Annotated in this window: 9 protein-coding genes; 6 read left to right on the forward strand and 3 right to left on the reverse strand. The window is 53.1% G+C overall.

All coding sequences use genetic code 11. The annotated features are described in order from the left end of the window. Nucleotides 1-57 precede the first annotated feature (57 nt). Nucleotides 58-3,984 carry a c-type cytochrome gene (locus MFFC18_RS01995; RefSeq protein WP_084417157.1) on the forward strand — a complete coding sequence of 1,309 codons (3,927 nt, stop codon included), beginning with the start codon at nt 58-60 and terminating at the stop codon, nt 3,982-3,984. On the opposite strand, the gene MFFC18_RS02000 is transcribed toward MFFC18_RS01995, so the two are convergent. Then, on the reverse strand, nt 3,967-6,261 hold the full coding sequence (locus MFFC18_RS02000; RefSeq protein ID WP_075084817.1) for a serine/threonine-protein kinase: 2,295 nt from the start codon (nt 6,259-6,261) through the stop codon (nt 3,967-3,969). The two genes, MFFC18_RS01995 and MFFC18_RS02000, sit on opposite strands and share 18 nt — an antisense overlap. A gap of 59 nt (nt 6,262-6,320) precedes the next feature. Here MFFC18_RS02000 and MFFC18_RS02005 point away from each other — a divergent pair, with 59 nt between their 5' ends. The 5 genes from MFFC18_RS02005 (at nt 6,321) to MFFC18_RS02025 (ending at nt 16,757) form a co-directional block, all read left to right on the forward strand. Further along, nucleotides 6,321-7,586 (forward strand): glycoside hydrolase family 71/99-like protein, encoded by a 1,266-nt coding sequence (locus tag MFFC18_RS02005; RefSeq protein WP_075084816.1) that lies wholly within the window; start codon nt 6,321-6,323, stop codon nt 7,584-7,586. Continuing rightward, a complete protein-coding gene (locus MFFC18_RS02010) occupies nt 7,583-8,173 on the forward strand; it encodes an RNA polymerase sigma factor (RefSeq protein WP_075084815.1) in 591 nt (196 codons plus the stop codon). Before MFFC18_RS02005 ends, MFFC18_RS02010 begins: the two co-directional genes overlap by 4 nt. Nucleotides 8,174-8,178: 5 nt before the next feature. Beyond that, the gene (locus tag MFFC18_RS02015; protein ID WP_075084814.1) at nt 8,179-8,547 is read left to right on the forward strand and encodes a nucleotide pyrophosphohydrolase; all 369 of its coding nucleotides are present in this window, start codon (nt 8,179-8,181) and stop codon (nt 8,545-8,547) included. A 78-nt stretch (nt 8,548-8,625) separates the two neighbouring features. Next, entirely contained in the window at nt 8,626-9,975 is a 1,350-nt protein-coding gene (locus MFFC18_RS02020) for a dicarboxylate/amino acid:cation symporter (RefSeq protein ID WP_075084813.1), read from the forward strand. A 311-nt stretch (nt 9,976-10,286) separates the two neighbouring features. Next, nucleotides 10,287-16,757: a hypothetical protein gene (locus tag MFFC18_RS02025; RefSeq protein ID WP_075084812.1), complete on the forward strand. Its 6,471-nt coding sequence runs from the start codon at nt 10,287-10,289 to the stop codon at nt 16,755-16,757. A gap of 29 nt (nt 16,758-16,786) precedes the next feature. On the opposite strand, the gene MFFC18_RS02030 is transcribed toward MFFC18_RS02025, so the two are convergent. Together MFFC18_RS02030 and MFFC18_RS02035 are read right to left on the reverse strand one after the other, a co-directional pair. Beyond that, on the reverse strand, nt 16,787-17,845 hold the full coding sequence (locus MFFC18_RS02030) for a protein arginine kinase (protein ID WP_075084811.1): 1,059 nt from the start codon (nt 17,843-17,845) through the stop codon (nt 16,787-16,789). A gap of 62 nt (nt 17,846-17,907) precedes the next feature. Beyond that, nucleotides 17,908-18,408: a UvrB/UvrC motif-containing protein gene (locus MFFC18_RS02035; RefSeq protein WP_075084810.1), complete on the reverse strand. Its 501-nt coding sequence runs from the start codon at nt 18,406-18,408 to the stop codon at nt 17,908-17,910. Between the last annotated feature and the right edge of the window lie 173 nt (nt 18,409-18,581).

Consider the following 18,581-nt stretch of genomic DNA (forward strand, 5'->3'; position numbering starts at 1 on the left):
AGTTTTCCGGTCGGGCGTCAACCAACCTAACCAACCTTTTCAAAAGGCTCGTGGATCATGGATGATCTAACCCCAAGCATCTGCCGCAAAACCCGTTTCGGTCGCATTGCCATGCGGATCGTGACCCTGTTGGTTGCAGTGACTTGCTGCTCTGCATCGACGTCGACAGCCCAGGAAGCTTCCCGGCTATGGTCGCCTCAAATCGACGTCCCGACCGCGGGTCACTCGGGAGCCGAAGTCTTTTACCGAAAGCGGTTTTCGCTGATCAATCCGGAGAAAGCAGAGCTGCATCTTTCGGCCGGCGATGAGTACGAGATCTATCTGAACAGTCAATTGATCGCTCGAGGCCAGTCGTGGGGAACGAAAACGACGCTTGATGTTAGCGAGCAGATTCAGGCGGGCATCAACACGATCGCTGCCAAGGTTCGCTACGTCGACGGATCAGCACCAGGCCTCGCGTTGCGGTTGCGAGTCAAAGAAGAAAATGAAATTCGCTATCGCAGCCTCGTCACGAACAACACCTGGAAGACGTACACTCGTTTGGTCGAGGATTGGCAGGACTCGCGTTTCAACGATTTGGCCTGGCTCAACGCCTACGAAGTTGCTCCCGCCAGAATTCTCTCCTTGGGGAACTCCGCGTCGGTCGCATCAAAGTCCTCCGCTTCCAACGGCAAGCAAGTCATCAGCCTCAATCAGGGAGCAGTGGAAGCTGTCACGGACTCAACAGATGAAACTTCGGACACAACCAATTCAGTTGAAGCCGGTTCAGAAGTCGTCGCCAATACTGAGTCACGCTTTTCGATCGATCCTGAGTTTCAAATCGATCAAATCCTGACCGACGAGGAAACGGGCTCTGTGGTTGCGATGGAGTACGATGAATTCGGGCGTATCTACCTTTCACAGGAAGGCGGACCGTTGTTGATTGCCGATCCGGCGCTTCAGCCCGGCGACCCGAATCGTGTACGAACTTACTGCGATGAAGTCAGCGCGGTTCAGGGCATTCTGCCGCTCAACGGGAAAGTCTACGTGACTGGCGATGGTCCCGACGGCCAGGCCTTGTACTTGCTTGGAAACAAAGACGGAAAGGTAACCATCCTCGACACGATCGTCGAGTTCACGGGCCAGCCCAACGAGCACGGGGCTCACGGCATTCAGCTTGGCAACGACGGAATGCTGTACGTGATCCTTGGCAACGCTACCGCCGCCAAGGGAAGAATTTTCGGATCGAGCCCGTTCAAACATGCTTACGAAGGCGACCTTGTTCCGCGCTTCGAAGATCCCAACGGTCAATCGGTCGGTGTCAAGTCGCCTGGCGGAACGATCATCCGTTCAACGCTTGACGGCAAGCGTGTCGAAATCGTCGCCGGCGGAATTCGCAATGCCTACGATCTTGTATTTGATTCAAACGGCCAACTGTTTTTCCACGACAGCGACATGGAAACAGATCGCGGCACGACTTGGTATCGTCCGACGATGATCTTTGACGCGGTCGCTGGCGGAGATTTTGGCTGGCGAAGTGGTTGGGCCAAATTCCCGATGCACTTCCTCGATCAGGTGCCTCCTGTTGTGGAAACCGGACGTGGATCACCGACCGGTGCGACGCTCTATCAGCACATCAATTTCCCACTGCGATATCAGGGTGCCATGTTCTTTGCGGACTGGTCCGAAGGTCGTATTCTGTCGATGCGAACCGAAACGCGTGGTGCGGGTGTCGTTGGCGAAGTCAAAACATTCGCGACCGGCAAACCGATGAACATCTGCGACCTTTCGGTGGATCCGTTTGGCGCACTCTGTTTTTGTACTGGTGGACGTGGGACCGAAGGCGGCGTGTATCGAATTTCGTGGAAAGGCAAAGTGCCTGACGAGATGCAGGACTTTGATAGCGATGTGGCTCGCGTGATCCGACAGCCGCAACCGGGTTCGGCCTGGGGACGGCAGCGGATCGCTCGATTGCGACGTCAAATCGGGAAGGACTGGAACGAGTCCATTCTGGGCGTGGCAACGGAGTCGCGCAATCCAGCCGAGTATCGAATTCGCGCGATGGACTTGATGGTGCTGTATGGCCCAAGTCCAACTCCCGAGTTCCTCGAAGGAATGGCGGAAGATTCTGATCCAAAAGTTCGCACCGCGGTCGCTCGCATGTGTGGGATCGTTGACAATTCGGACAAACTGATTCTTGCGTTGTTGGCTGATGGAAACGCGATGGTTCGACGCAAGGCCGCGGAGTCAGCGCTTCGCCAGAAAACCCGGCCTTCGATTGAGGCTCTGGTTCCGATGCTGAAATCTTACGATCGCAACGAGGCTCTGGTCGCCCGGCGGCTGTTGGAGCGAATTCCGAGCTTCGAATGGATGGGTGAGATCCTTTCGACGAAAGAGCCACGCGTTTTCATTCAGGGTGCTGCGGCGTTGATGATCGCAGATCCGAGTTTGCCAAACAGCTACAAGGTTTTGGCGCGAATCAGCAAGATGATGGACGGGTTCGTCAACGATGCGGACTTTGTAGATATGCTTCGCGTCGCCGAGTTGGCTATGGTTCGGGGCAACGTCGATCCTTCCAAAATTCCTGCCTTTTCGAATCGGATCGCGACCGAGTTTCCGTCTGGCAATTCGTTGATCAACCAGGAGTTGGTGCGACTGTTGGCGTACATGAAGAACGGTCGACTGGAGGGTCGCCTGGAAACGTATCTTGAGTCGAAAGAGACTGCTGACATCGACAAGCTTCACGTCGCGATGCTGATGCAGACGATTGGCCGAACGCTGCCACCAAATTCGAAAATCAGCATCATCAAAACGCTCGAAGAACTCAAAGCCGCAGCCGGCGCTGACGCAGACATGGCTTACGTTCGCCGTGGCATTCGTGAAATCACGGCGACGATTGATGCCGACCAGATCCCGACGATTCTCGAGAACGGCGATCAGTGGACTGACGCGGCTCTGGCGACTTTGTTCCTGCTTCCGCGGCACCTTGATTCGGGAACTGTCAGGCAGATCAGAAATATTGACACGGCGATCAAGGATCGTGAAGGTCAGTCAATTGAACACCTGCGAACCGGTATCGTCGCGGTTCTGGCACAGAGTGGCGACGTCGATTCGATGGAATACATGCGTGAAATGTGGACGCAGGAACCCGAGCGCCGCAGTGAAATTTCCCTGGGGCTTGCCCAGCAACCAGACGGAGACAACTGGGGCTATCTTGTCAGCAGCATCGATTCGTTGGACGACATGACCGGAGCCGAAGTGCTTGGTCAGCTTGTTAGCGTTCGCCGTCGACCTCGCGACGCCAAGTACTATCAGAGCGTGATTTCGCTGGGCTATCGACTTCGCGAAGATGGAGTTAGCGAGACGGTTCGTCTGTTGGAACATTGGTCGGGCACGAATCTGCCAACCGAAGGCAAGCCATGGAAGTCGATTCTCAACGACTGGAAGCAGTGGTACGAGACCAACTTCCCGGAAGGCGAACCGATTATCACTGGCGATGAAGTCACCGGCAGCTCAGTTTCGACTGGTGAAATGTTGGATCGACTGGAGACCACTTACGGAGCTGATCCGATGAGAGGCCAGACTGTGTTCCAAACCGCGAACTGTGCAAAATGCCATCGCTGCAGTGGAACCGGCAACGCGATCGGGCCCGAGCTTACGAACCTGGCCAGTCGATTTTCGACGCGTGAAATGTTGGAGGCAATCGTCAACCCAAACGCTCACGTAGCTGATCGGTATCGAGCCAGCGTTTTGCAGCTTGCTGATGGTCGTCAGGTCGAAGGCATGACCGCCAAAGACACCGATGAGTCGATCGTTGTGTTGCTTGCAAACGGAGATCGTGTTCGATTCGAATCCGATGAAGTCGAAGACATGAAAGCCGTCGCCGCTTCGCCAATGCCTGTCGGATCGATCGACGATCTTACTCCGCAGCAAGTCAGCGATCTGTTGAGCTTCATGGGTGACGTTTCCCGAACGGCAAGTGCCGAATCAACAACGCTCAAGTAGATCGAGTGACCGTCCAATCTGCCGGAGCGCATTGGCCATCGCGACCAACCCCACGATGGCTGCAATGCTCAGACAGCTGACGGCGAACGTGTTTGAAGTGCGAAAGTTGACCAGCGTGGCGATCGCAACCAGCGGTGCCCCGATCGCAATGACGCGATACCAATAAGTCCTCGTACGGATTTGGCTCAGGCAGTTTTTGAACTCGATCTGAGTGCCGCTATTCAACGCTGCCATCATAAGCCGCGGATGCCACGCGACGACAGAGAGCATCGTCAATCCGAAAAAGACAAACGCGCCGCAAATCAAACCAGCGAGGAAATGCGACAGCGGGAAATCGATCCACGACGACGTTTTCAAGTCAGCTCCCTGGATCGAAAGCAGGATCGGAAACAGCATTCCGCAAACGGTCCACAGGGCGAAGAAAAGTAACGCGGCGGTGTGGCCGAAGTTCAGGTTGGCTTTCACGGCCGCGTCGAGTTGGTTGCCTTCGGTCATGTCGCTGTCGACTCGCTGTTCTTCCTGACGCAGGAACTTTTGCGTTCTCCAAAACAGGCCGATCAGCAGCACCAGACCGATCGGATAAACCGTGCGGTTGATCATTTGCCGAGTGTTGAGAAACAGAGCCTGATCCTCGGTTGAAACCGACTCGGCAGCGTTGTATTCAATCACATATAGCGTCGCGAAAAGTGAAACTCCAAAGACGATTGCCAGAATGAAGGGCCACGGATACTTGCAAACGGCCGCCCGCCAGTCGGTCCATGAAAATTCGGGCGGTTGCAGGAATCGGCTGACCTGGTCATCTGCTGTCCAGCGAAGTTGTTTCTTCAAAGACGCAATTTTCGGTCGCGAATTTCGATCTGCGGATAGCGAGCTTTTAATCGCCAAACCGAGCAGATGGTCCGCCTCAAGCAGTTCTGAGATTTGCTGATCCGAGAGACCCTGTTTTCTCTGTTCCAGCATTCGTTCGATCATCACAATCGGTTCGCAATTGCTGACGTCCTCGAAAGGTCGTTGCCCCGACAGCAATTCATGCAGCGTGACGCCCAAGGCATAGACGTCGCAAGAGCCATCGATCTCCTCAGCCGTTCGTTGATGCGTGGGATTGAAAGCTTCCAGTTGTTCAGGCGACATATAGCTCAGGCTTCCGCCAAAACTGCTTGCCGCCGTGGCCCCGATGACTTCATTGCCAAAGCTGATGTTGAAGTCAACCAATTTGGGATGGCCGTGTTCGTCCAGCAAAATGTTTGCCGGTTTAATGTCGCGATGCAACACGCCTTCCCCATGCGTGTACTCGATCGCGGCAGCGAGTTGGGTTCCAATCTTCGCTACCACTTTTGGCCAGTCTGCTTTTGCGAGCCAGTCCCGATTCGTTGATTCGATTGGCGCCGAATTCCCTGCTTCGGCAAGCTTCTCGTCCAGCACTTCGATGAACAGCTCTGAATCAGGTTCGCGGCTCTGGAGCTTTGACTGAGCGATTACATCCGCCAACGATCCACCGGCAACGTACTCCATGTACATCAGCCGCAACGATTTTTCAGGTAAAGTGCGTTGGTCGAAAACGCGAACCACATGGGAATGATTCAGCTTTGCCAGCGTCGGGCCTTCGTGGCCTTCGTCAGCGGAGATCTTCAGAGCAACAAGCCGTTGCATTGAAACTTGTCGAGCAAGAAATACGGTCGCGAATGCGCCGCGGCCAAGTTGAGCCAGCAAGTCAAAGTCATCAACCGAGTCGCCGGGGCAGAATTTATGAGCGTCCAGAGAACGGTGGACGGCGAGCGTGTGTGTGGAGTCAGGTTCCAGGTCCGTCAGCAAGGATGCTTTTCTGACGCCCTGCCCTGTTTCAGATTGCGTTGGCCGGAGCCTACGCTGTTCAGCCACTAATTCGCCCGGCGGTTCAGACTCGGATCCCAGTTCCGGCCATTGCTGAACATAAAACGCAAGATCACGCCACGGAAATGCGTCCCCGCTGCGAAATTCAAAGTCGACTTTCACCAACTCGATCAAGCCGATTCTGCGAAACTCAGCGTTACGAATATCCTGAATCCTGTCCGCGAAGTCGGCAAAATTGGGCTCCGGAGGTGCGGACTCCCACTGCGTGACAAACTTGTCGATCAGGTCCGACAGAAAATCCCAGGCAGCGTCAGTGTCGAACGGTTCTGGTTTTGAATCGTGATGATCCATGAAGGTCGGCCAAGGTTCGCAGGATGATGCTGCTCCGATTGTACCTGTTTGCACGGACGCCGGAACGACTTCAACGTCCGAGACGGAAACGGCCATTCAGGCTAGGATAACGTCTTTCCATTCACGTTCGACAAATTCCATTGCCGGCATTTACCATGACTCAGGTTTTTCGCATTTGCAGTTCGTTGCTGTTGGCACTCGTCGTCTTCGCGATTCTTGAAGTTTCAAGCGGCGTTGCGAAAGGTGATGAGCCCGCCGCGCGTCAAAGCGAGCCATTGATACTGGCTCACTACATGCCGTGGTTTGAGTCCCAAGAATTCAGTGGAAAATGGGGCTGGCATTGGACCATGAATCAGTTTGACCCCGACGCCATTGGCGAAGACGGTCATCCGAAAATCGCTTCGCACTATCATCCTCTGGCAGGGCTTTACGATTCCAACGATCCAAAATTGCTCGAATGCCATGTGCAACAAATGAAGCTGGCGGGATTTGATGGCGTCATCATCGACTGGTACGGAACCAAAGATGCGAACGACTACGCAATGCTTCACCGAAACACGGTGCATCTGATCAAGCATATTCGCAAAGCCGGAATGAAGTACGCAATTTGCTATGAAGATCAAACGCTTAAACACATGGTCAACCAGAAAACCGTTCGCGCCGACGACGCGGTTTCTGTCGGCAAAGAATCGTTTCAGTGGATGGATGAAAACTGGTTTGGTGATCCACTTTACGCGACGATCGACGGACGCCCATTGCTGGCCGTCTTTGGCCCGCAATACTTCGAAAAAGAGCAGTGGTCAGAGTTGCGGAAAGGCCTGAGGTATCAGCCTGCGATTTACAGTTTGCCGCACGTTCAGGAAAAGTACGGTCTGGATGGTGTTTTCGGTTGGGCGCCCGCCTGGGGTGGCAAGCCGATTGCGTTTGAAACCTGGAACGGATACCTCGATCAACTTTACTCTCGTGAAGATCCCGAATCCTATGTGGCAATCGCGTTTCCAGGGTTCGTTGACATCTACGATGTCGCAGACGTTCAGGCGACTCATGGTTCGATCGCTCACAACGACGGAAAGACTATGCGGCATACATTTGAACGGGCTCTTGAGAGCAAGTCTCCGATCGTGCAGATTGCGACCTGGAATGATTACGGAGAAGGGACGATGATCGAGCCGACTCATGAAAACGGCTATCGCGACCTTGAGTATTTACAGTCGGCACTCTTATCTGATTCGGATTACAGCGTCGCAGATCTGAGACTGCCCCTCGCGGTCTACCTGGCCAGAAAAAAACTCAAAGGCGACGCCGAACGCCAAGCCATTCTCGACCAGGCATCTGCTCTAATAACGGACGGAAAATGCGACGAGGCCCGCGGGCTTTTACAGCAGAAGAAATTACGCTTTCTCTGGGAAAATGAGCGATGACTGATTCCGCTGAGCAGAAACTTGTCGATGAGATCGCCCGGGGGAACAGGGAAAGCCTTGCCGAATTCTTTCAGCTTCGCCGCTTCGATTTGCTGGCGGTGATCCTCAGTAAAATGGGGCCGGGGCTTCGCAAGAAAGTTGAAGCCGAAGACATCTTTCAGGAAGTCTGTACCACGGCTTTGCAAAGTTTGGACAAAGTTCAAATCTCCGATTCAGGCCCGTTCGGTTGGTTGTGCGAGATCGCAGATCGGCGCATCATCGACCAGCAACGTAAGTTCGCGGCAGGAAAACGGGACTCCTCACGCGAGACAGGAATCCATGGGAAAAGCGATGACGATGTTGGCCTGGTGAACTTGCTTGTCGCCAGTATCACCTCACCCAGTCGTGCATTTTCGCGTCATCAGAAAGAGTTCAGGCTCATTCAGGCCATGAAAGAATTGCCCGAAACTCAGCAACAGGTTCTTGAGCTTCGTTACTCGAAAGGGAAATCCAGCAAGGAAATTGCGGCCGAGATTGGTAAATCCGACGGGGCGACTCGTGTTTTGATCACGCGTTCATTGCAGAAACTGAAAGAAGTATTGGGCTAAACGCTATGGGAGATTCAACGACGACGATTCAGCATTTGAAGGATGAAGTCAATCAATTCGCTGACGAACGGGACTGGGAGCAGTTCCACACGCCGAAGAATCTTTGCATGTCGATCGCGATTGAAGCCGCTGAGTTGATGGAGCATTTTCAGTGGACCCGGGCAGAAGAGGTCGACAACTTTGACGATGCGAAAAAGTTACAGGTGCAAGAGGAGCTTGCCGATGTGGTCGCCTATTGCATCGCGTTCGCGAACACAATGAACATCGATATTGCTGACGCGTTCAAGCACAAGATGAAACGCAACCGGGAGAAATATCCCGCAGAGGAGTTCAAGGGGATTTATGGTCACGACGATCCGGCGCGAGACGCCTAGCGTCATCGAACGTTCGACTCGACGGCTGAATTGGATTACGATTTAGTCAGTTAATTTCACTCCGATCATAGGTCCTCGATGTTCAAAGCCTGGCAGTCAATTACGCTCTGGAAACGCGTGCTAATCGGTTTGGTTTTCGGGTTGGGGGTTGGGTTGTTGTTGCGATACGCGATTCCAATTCCGGAATTCACGACCACGGTCAAGGGTGAAGAAGTCAAAGTTCCGGGAGCGGAATACATTGGCGAGCATATTATCTATCCTTTCGGCAAAGCGTTTGTACGGCTGATCAAAATGTTGATCATACCGCTGATCGCCACCACGCTAGTCTCCGGAGTCACCGCTATGGGTGACCCGAAAAAACTGGGCTCATTGGGGCTGCGGACCATGGCCTTGTACCTTGCGACGACGTTTTTTGCCGTGACCCTGGGGTTGGCGATGGGAACTCTGCTGCGTCCTGGAGTAGGCGTTGACTACGCTTCCGCAACGGCTGACGACGCTGCTGCTGTTCAGGGAAAACTCAAAGCCGCCGAAGACTCGGGCAGTATCGTCGACCGGTTGTTGGAGATTATTCCGGAGAATCCAGTCGCCGCGTTGGCTGCAGGAGAAGTTCTGCCGACGATCTTCTTTTCGATTTTGGTGGGCATTGGGATTCTGCTGGTGGGGCCTGCTGCCGATCCCGTTCGGAAATTTTTCGATGCGGCCGCAGAAGTGGTGATGAAGGTCACGATGCTGGTAATGGAGTTGGCTCCGTACGGCGTCGCGGCGTTGATGGCGTGGGTCATGTGTACCAAGGGAGTTGGCATTCTGTCGAACTTGCTGTGGTTGGCGATCGCGCTCTACGCGAGTTGTCTTTTGCAAATCATATTCGTATACGGACTGTTGATCGTAAAAGGCATTTTGCGATTGCCGCTGAAGCAATTCTTTCGTGGCGTCGCTGACGCTCAGGGTATCGCCTATTCGACCGCGTCCTCGAGCGCGACGTTGCCCGTATCAATTTCCTGTGCGGAAACGAATTTGGGCGTCGATAAATCTGTTGCAGGTTCAGTTTTGCCTCTTGGAGCGACCATCAACATGGATGGGACGGCGATCTATCTTGGCTTGATCGCACTGTTCGCTGCCCAGGCACTTGGAATTCCGATGACGGCGACTGGTTACGTAATGGTGGCGCTGACAGCGACTCTGATTTCGATCGGTGCGGCAGGAATTCCGTCTGCTGGATTGTTGCTGGCGACCGCTGTCCTGGCGGTGATCGATGTGCCGCCTGAGCAGGCTATCGCGATCATTGCTTTCATTTTTCCGTTCGATCGGATTTTGGATATGATGCGAACGCTGACCAATGTCACCGGCGATATCGCCGTTGCCTGTACCGTCGCGAAGTGGGAAGGCGAATTGGACGAAGACGTTTTCCGTTCGGAAGCAGAGCTGTAGCGCTGCCGTAGCGCTGCCGTAGGGTTGTATCAGTCGGCTCGAAGTCTATCCGAGAGTTTGCTTCTCGGGTGAGATTGACTTGGCTGCGGAACATGCGATGCGCAGCTGTATTCCTGGCGCCTCTACGGCCGGCTTCTACGCAGTTTTTGGTTCGAAATCGGAATTTTTCGGGCTTCGGTTGTAACAATAATGTGACTTCGACGTATTCCTTGGGAAGTCTCTGGCCGCCAATCGTGAAGGTTAATCCCAGGGGAACTTATCCCGCCACGGTCCGTCATACTCCGGTCGCCCATACAATTGAGGTCTCTATTATGCGTTGGCTAACTTCTCTTCTGGCATTCGGATTCATGACGCTTATTGCTCTCGCTGCAGAAACTGGAGCCCAGGAAATCTCGTTCTGGGAAGAATTTGCGCTTTCGGATGATCGCCGAAAAACGCTTGAAAAACTCGTGCCTGGAAGCGAAGACTACTACTTCTTTCACGCATTGCACGCTCAGAATGAGCAGCAGTTGGACGAAGTGGATTCGCTGCTCAAGCGTTGGACCAAACGCCACGGGAAAACTCAGCAAGTCCGAGTCATCGAGAATCGCCAGGCACTTTTGAAATATGGCGAAGACCCAACACGAACGCTCGATCATTTGATTCATCAGCTGAACCTCGACTTCAGCCACCAACGGCGTATTCCGCAGGCGCAAAAAGATTTACCGACAGCCCTCGCGGCCGGACTGATTGACCCTGCCAGGCTGATGGCGAAGTTTTTGAATCGGGACTCGAACGGGCTGGGCAGTTTTAATGACCGAGGGCTTTATTATCTGGTCGACAGGCCGCTCAACACGCGGCAACGCCGTGATCTGCTAAAGCGAATTCAGGATCCGACGTTTCCGGGAATCGTTGAACTGATTTCAAAAGACCTCAAAGGGAAAGACTCAAGCCGGTTCGGAAGTCTGACCATTCACAATCAGTTGACCAAACCGCAACTGGAAGAGTTGGCCAAACTTGTTCCAGAGCTCAGGTCACAGCAAAATTTTGTAAATGAATTTCTACTTCGGTTGCTGCCGTCGGAGGATATCAACCTTCGAGCCGATGCCGACGCCTATCGCAAATACCTGGACGACCTGTGGGCCTTTGTTGACAAACTGAATCCAAACTTCAACAGCCTCAAAGCCAGCGTCCTCTATCGCTTGCTGGAACTTGATCAACGCGAAGGGAAAATGGATCGCAAACGATTCATCGCGTACCTCGAATTGCCTCGCAACGTTCACTACATCAATCCCCGGATGACTGATGGAGTCCGCCGCCAGAACATTGCCGTCCTTGGCGAAAACTACTCGGAATTCACAAGTTTTCGTCCCATCAACAACGACGAAGATCTGGTGCAGGACTACTTGCATCACTTTCTGGCACCGGCCGCGAATTCAAAAACGTTCGCGAAATATTTCGAAGCCGACTATCTGAAACGTCAGTTTGCGACCGCCAAAATTCTGTATGGAAACGGCGATCGTGAAACGTGGGCTGCGATGTTGACGCCTGAGCAATACAAATCGTTGCTGGAACGAATTGACCTCGACTTTGCGGCCACGAATCAGGAATACTTTGGCGTCGATGAAGCGGTCGAACTGAAGCTGTTTACCAAAAACGTGGACAAGCTGATCGTGAAGGTCTTCGAGATCAACACGCGAAACTTTTACCTCAAGCACGGCCGTGAAGTCGACACAGACATTTCGCTCGACGGATTGGTGGCCAATGAAGAACAGCTTCACGAGTACGATGATGCTCCGCTGCTGCGAAAGAGCCGCACTTTCACGTTCGACAGTTTGAATCAACGCGGCGTCTATGTGATCGATTTCATTGGCGGCGGCAAAAGTTCACGGGCTCTCGTTCGCAAAGGTCGTTTGCAGATGGTGGGCCGCGTGACACCATTTGGCCAACGGTTCAATGTTGTCAACGAGCAAGGAGCGATTGCCGTTGACGCAACACTTTCGATCGCAGGTCGCAACTATACGGCCGATGAAGACGGAGACATCAGCGTTCCGTTTTCCACACGGAAAGGAACTCAGCAAGCAATCGTTTCGCAGGGCCAATTCAGCAGTCTGCAAGTTTTCCAGCCGGTTTCAGAGTCTTACTCGTTCCAGGCTGCCTTTCATGTCAATCGCGAATCGCTGGCGCAGAACAATGAAGCCACGGTCATCATTCGTCCGTCGCTTTCAGTTGCCGGCGGAAATCCAATCCCGCTCAAACGACTTGATTCCTGCCAGCTGGAAATTACTTCGACGTCACTGGACGGTGTTTCGTCGACCAAAACGATTGGCAATCTTGCCGTGTCGGAAATAGACGAAGCCACCGCGACGTTTTTGGTGCCGCCGCGATTGCACAAAATCGAATTTCGACTCGAAGTAAAACTGAAAACGTTGCTCAAGCAGGAACGGAAGCTGTCTGCCTCAGAGTCATTCACGATCAATCAGATTGATGTCACCAAAGATATTCTCGACTTGCATTTGCTCCCAACCGCAGAAGGTTGGTTCGTCGAAGTGCTTGGTAAATCAGGCGAACGCCGCGAAGGCCAACCAGTTCGATTCAAGTTTGGCATCGCGGGGCTCAATCAGAAAGTCAGCGTCGACTTGCAGTCTGACGACAAAGGCCAAATCGAACTCGGTGACTTGAGCAACGTCGATTGGATCGAAGCGAGTGCGGTCGACGGAACCGTGCGGCGGTGGAATCCAAACTTTACGCGAATGCATCTTGCTTCGAACTATCATCTGGCCGCTGGTGATACGCTTGCCCTTCCGGTTCCGGATCAGGCAATGGAGCTGGACCCGCGATTGATGACACTGCTGGAGACTCGCGGTGGTCGTAACGTTCGCGACTGTTTTGCGAAAATGAAAATCAGCGACCACAAACTTGAGATCGCAAATCTCGAACCTGGTGACTATCGATTGACCATTCGCAGTAACCTGCTGGATCCAAACAGCCGGCAAATCAACATTCGCGTTGCCACCGGGACGCAGGCTGGTGAGGCGATCGTTGGCAAGCATCGCCTGTTGCAGAAACATCAGCCGATTCAGCCGTTCGCAGTCGCTGGAGCGATCGAAGACGACAAGCTGACCGTGCAAATTGCCGACGTGACGGACTCAACCCGGGTTCATGTTTTCCCTGTCCGTTATTTGAACGCGTTTGATCCGTTTGACGACCTGAATTCAATTCGCCGTCCCGAGCCCTGGAAACTGTCGCCGGCGATTCGAAAATCCGCTTACATGGCGGGCCGCAAAATCGGTGAAGAGTATCAGTACATTCTCAATCGTCGCTACGCGCCGCGATTTCCTGGCAACATGCTGGAACGTCCATCATTGTTGATGAACCCTTGGGCAATTCAGGACACTGAGAACAAATCACAGTCCGCCGCCAAAGGCGAAGACGCCAGAGACTCCGGCGTCGATCGATCAACTGCCGCCTCTCGCGGGCACGGTGGCCGTGCCTCTGGTTCCCAGCACAACGGTTTTTCAAATCTGGATTTCCTCGGCGGAGGACAGGATGCGATATTGAACGTCCAGCCAGATGAAGATGGCCAGATCCAATTGACGAGCGATCAAATTGGAAACGCCCAAGCGATCCGAATCGTTGTAGTCGATCTGTTTTCGGTGGCTCAAACGCAAGTTCTGCGACAGCCAAGGTCTTTCAAAACAGTTGATCAACGACTGGTCAACGCGTTGGATGCAGAGAAACATTATCGCCAGGCTCGCCAGATTGATGTGCTCGAGAAAGGCGATTCATTGATCATCGAAGACATCCTTTCGGCACAGTTTCAGCAGTACGATGAACTGTCGGACGTTTACGGGCTCTATCAGGGTTTCGGTAACGCCGCGGCGAAGCTGCGAAAATTCAGCTTTGTGCTCGATTGGACCAGCAAAACTCCGGAGGAAAAACGTGGCCTGTACTCCGAGTTTGCCTGCCATGAATTGAACTTTTTTATCTACCAGAAGGACGAAAAATTCTTCAAGGAAGTCGTCCGCAAACATATTCTCAACAAGCGGGAGCGAACGTTTCTTGACCAATGGTTGTTGGAAGAAGATTTGACGCAGTGGCTTGAGCCATGGCATTTTGCTCGACTCAATATTGTCGAGAAAATTCTGCTTTCGCAGCGATACGACGAGCGTCGAGGAGACTTGGCCAGGCATATCGCCGAGTTGTACGATCTGGCTCCGACGCCGCGAAGCCGCTACGACGAACTGTACCGTTTCTCTTTGATGTCGCGATCGTTGGAAGGCCAGGACTTTTCGAGAATGAAGATGCTCTCGCAACGCCAACTGCAGGGCCAGACACTTGCCGAACTGGACGACGACATGGACGGAGCGATGCTTGAAGTCCAAGCCCAGGCTCGCTTCGAAGACAGTTTTGGCGTTCCTGTACCTTCTTCCCCACTGGTCGCTGGAAAACAGTTCGGCGGTATCGCGAAAAGTCCGCAACGCGCGATGTCGATGGGACGTGGAACAACTTCGATTGGCTTGGAGGTGCGTGAAAAGCTTGCGAGGAAAGGCCAGCCGAGTGCCCGACCCAAAAAACGGACGGAATCCCGAACCCGCAACGTCGACGGAAGGGAGCATGCCTATTCTGTCGAAGTGCCAGTGGAAGAAGAAGCTATTCCGGGTTGGGATGAGGCCAGAAAGGACATCTCGGTTCGACAGCTCTATCGCCGCGTTGAGCCGACTCGCGAGTGGATCGAGAACAACTACTACGAACTGTTGCCAGAGGCCCAGAATGAGAATTTGGTTACGGTCAATCAATTCTGGAAAGACTACGCCAATCACGAAGGCGGCTCGTTTGCATCACAGTGGTTCGCGGAATCAAATCGAAACTTCACTGAAATGATGTTTGCTCTGGCGGTGTTGGATTTGCCGATGAGCGACGTCAACGAGAAAGTCGAAGTCGCCGACGGAAAGCTGACGATCACGGCCGATGGCCCGATGATCGTGTTGCACCAGCAAAATCGCGAAGCCGAGTTTGATCGGCGCGGCACCACGGTTTTTGTCAGTGAAAACTTCTTTCAGAGCAACGATCGCCACCGATACGAGGACGGAATCCAGTTCGACAGATTCGTCGAAGGTAACTTTCTGGCCAACGTGCTCTACGGAGCCGAGGTTGTCATCACGAATCCGACTTCGACTCCGATGGCGATTGAAGTGCTGTTGCAGATTCCTCGTGGAGCGATGCCCGCTGCGGGATCAAAACAGACGCGATCGATTTCGATGCAGCTTGACGCGTTCAGTACTCAAAAAGTCGAGTACGCTTTCTACTTCCCGGCCCCTGGCGAATTCACGCATTATCCGGCTCATGTATCCAGTGACGTGAAAGTTTTAGCCGTCGCCGAGAATCGCGATTTCAATGTTGTGGATCAACCGGCGTCCGTCGATAGGCAGTCCTGGGAGTACGTTTCGCAGAACGGATCCGAAGACGATGTGATCGATTTTCTCAATCGTGAAAATGTGCAGCGAATCGATCCGGCAGAGATCGCGTTTCGTATGAAAGACAAGACGTTCTTCAAACGGGCGACAGACACGCTTCGCAACCGTTGCCGGTACGACCATACGTTGTGGGCTTACGGCGTCAAACACAATGAAGCGGACGCGATTTCCGAGTTTCTGGAACACGCCGACGGTGTGACGAGCCTTTGCGGAATAAGCTTCAAGTCCGAGCTGCTGACGATCGATCCGTTCGTACGGAACTGGTACGAGCAACATGAATTTTCTCCACTTGTGAATGCTCGAGCCCATCAGCTTGGGGTAACGCAAAAAATTCTTAACAGCCGAATTCATCAGCAGTATGAAAAGCTGACGCAGATTCTTGGTCACCACGCAGAACTCGATGGCGACGATCGCCTTGTGGTGACTTATTTCCTGTTGCTGCAGGATCGAGTTTACGAAGCAATGAATCAGTTCGCCAGGATTGAATCGAAAGAAGTCGTCGAGGCGATGCCGTACGCCTACTGCGATGCCTACCTGGATTTGTATCGCGAGAAACCCGACGACGCGATGGCCAAAGCCAAAAAGTGGACCGACTATCCTGTCGATCGCTGGCGAAGCAAGTTCGAAAATGTTGTGGCGATGGTCGAAGAAATCAAAGGTGGATCGATTGACCTTGTTGACGAAAAAGATCGCAATCAGCAGCAAGACTTGTTGGCGTCAAAGGCACCAGGGTTCGATTTCCGCATCACGTCATCAGGTGAAAAACGTGGTGCCGGCAAAGGCTCGGTCGAGTGGCGAAATTTGACCGAGATGACGATCAACTACTACGTTATGGATATCGAGTTCCTGTTCAGTGCCAATCCGTTTGCTCGTGACCAGATCGATGGATTCTCAATGATTCGCCCGAATCTGTCGCAGAAAGTCACGCTCGTAGACAGTGAATCCAAAGGCACGTACGAGTTCCCATTGCCGGAGCAGTTCGACAACAAAAACGTTCTGGTCGAAGTCGTTGCTGGTGATGATTCTGCGTCGAAGACCTGGTACGCAAACTCAATGGAAGTCCAGGTGATCGAGTCCTACGGCCAAGTGCTGCTAACCGATCCGGAAGCGAACGCTCCGATCAGCAAGGCTTACGTGAAGGTGTTTGCCAAAGGAGCAAACGGCGATGTCGAATTCCACAAAGACGGCTACACCGATTTGCGTGGCCGGTTCGATTACGTGACTCAAAGCAATCGTTCGCTGGACGGAATCGCCGAATACGCGATCTTGATCATCAGCGACGAGCATGGCGCTGTGATTCGCGAGGCGAAACCGCCGCGCGAGTAACCGCCAGGTGGTGCTGTCGCCTAATGCGATCAGTTGTCCTGCGATTTCAGGTTGCGGTGCAGAAAGTTGGCTCGCTCGATATTCCGCTCGTCCGTCGAAAGAGCGGACTGGTGAATTTTTTGCAAGTGAGCTGGCTGGGTTTGAATGAATAGCTCGTTGACCTGGGGAATCTCCAGATCGCCGATCAATCCCAGGTTGATGCCCATTCGAACGCGGGACAACAAGTGCATCGTTTCTTCGCTGCTGATGCGCCGCGCTGTTTGCAGCATCCCGTACGCTCGGCTGACCTGATCAAACAATTCGTTTTGGTCTTCTTCGATCAAAAACTTGCGGGCTTTACGTTCGTAGTCGATGACAACGGGAACGACGTCACCCACCTGATCGATCAATTCCTTTTCTGATTTGCCCAGCGTGATCTGGTTGCTAACCTGATAAAAATCGCCCATCGCCTGAGTGCCTTCACCGTACAAACCGCGAACGACCAGGTTGATTTTCTGCAGCGAGCGAAACACTTTCTCGATCTGATTCGTAATCACCAACGCTGGCAAGTGAACCAGAACACTGACTCGCATACCGGTGCCAACATTGGTCGGGCAAGCCGTCAAATAGCCAAATTGCTCGTGAAAAGCATAGGTCAACTGCTGCTCAATCTGATCGTCCAGTTCGTTGATCTGAGCCCATGCTCCGTCCAGATCCAGGCCGCTTTTCATGACCTGGATACGAAGATGATCTTCCTCGTTGACCATTAGGCTCAACTGTTCCTGACCATCAATCGCAACCGCGCGGGCGCCATCGGAGTTCGCATGTTCGCGGCTGATCAATTGGCGTTCTACAAGGAACTGGCGATCGAGCGCTTCCAGGGTCGCGACGTCGATGAACGTCAGATCACGCAGCGCTTTGTTGCTGCCAAGTCGTTGGCGCACGGTTGAATCGATGTTGGCGCGATCGATATCGTTGCACTGTCGGATGAACGGGAAATCCGCAAGGTTTCGAGCCAGTCGAATTCGGCTACTCATTACGATGTCGCTCTGCGGACCAATTCCGCGAAGCCACTCGCCACTGGTCGAAGCCAGGTCATCGATTTCCATGTTGGCATCCCAAAAATATATTCAGCTGAAGCTGCAAAATGGCAACAACAGGTTGTTTCGAATCAGGTTTGATCTTCGATCGATCGTATTCGATCCCGGATCTCCTGAGCTTTCTCGTAATTCTCTTCTGATACCGCCAGCTTCATTTCCCCTCGCAGTCGAATCAACTCGGTCTGCGACTCGGTGTCATAGGCGCCGCGTTGCGGACGTTTGCCAACATGCTCGGTCGATCCGTGAACGCTTTCAAGCAGCGGTTTCAGTTCTGCTCCGAAGAACACATAGTCGTGCGGGCATCCGAGTCGTCCTGCCTGGCGAAACTTCCCAAAAGAGATGCCACAAATTGGACATTTTTTGGAATCAAGCTCCTGCAACTCTTCCGCAGTCTGTTCCAACTTCAATTGATCGGAAAGCACGCCCGTGATCTTCGGCGTCTCGGTATCTTCGACTTCAGGCTGGAGATAATGTTTCGCGCAATCAGGGCACAGATGCAGGGCCAGCAATCCGTCTCCAGTAAGGTCGGTGATGTGAAACGTCGCTGACTTGCTGCATTTTTGACATTTCATGGTGTGGACCTGAATAAGGAGGGAGTTGATCTGTTTCGATTTTATCTACGGGCACCATCGGATACAAGATTGGAGGTTTCGTCCAGTGCTTTCACTTCAAATGTTTATGGTACGATGTGCCCGCTTTAATCCGGAATTGTTAACGACGCCGAGCACACAGAAAAGTTCACGTT

It is taken from the genome of Mariniblastus fucicola (assembly GCF_008087665.1).
Lineage (GTDB): Bacteria > Planctomycetota > Planctomycetia > Pirellulales > Pirellulaceae > Mariniblastus > Mariniblastus fucicola.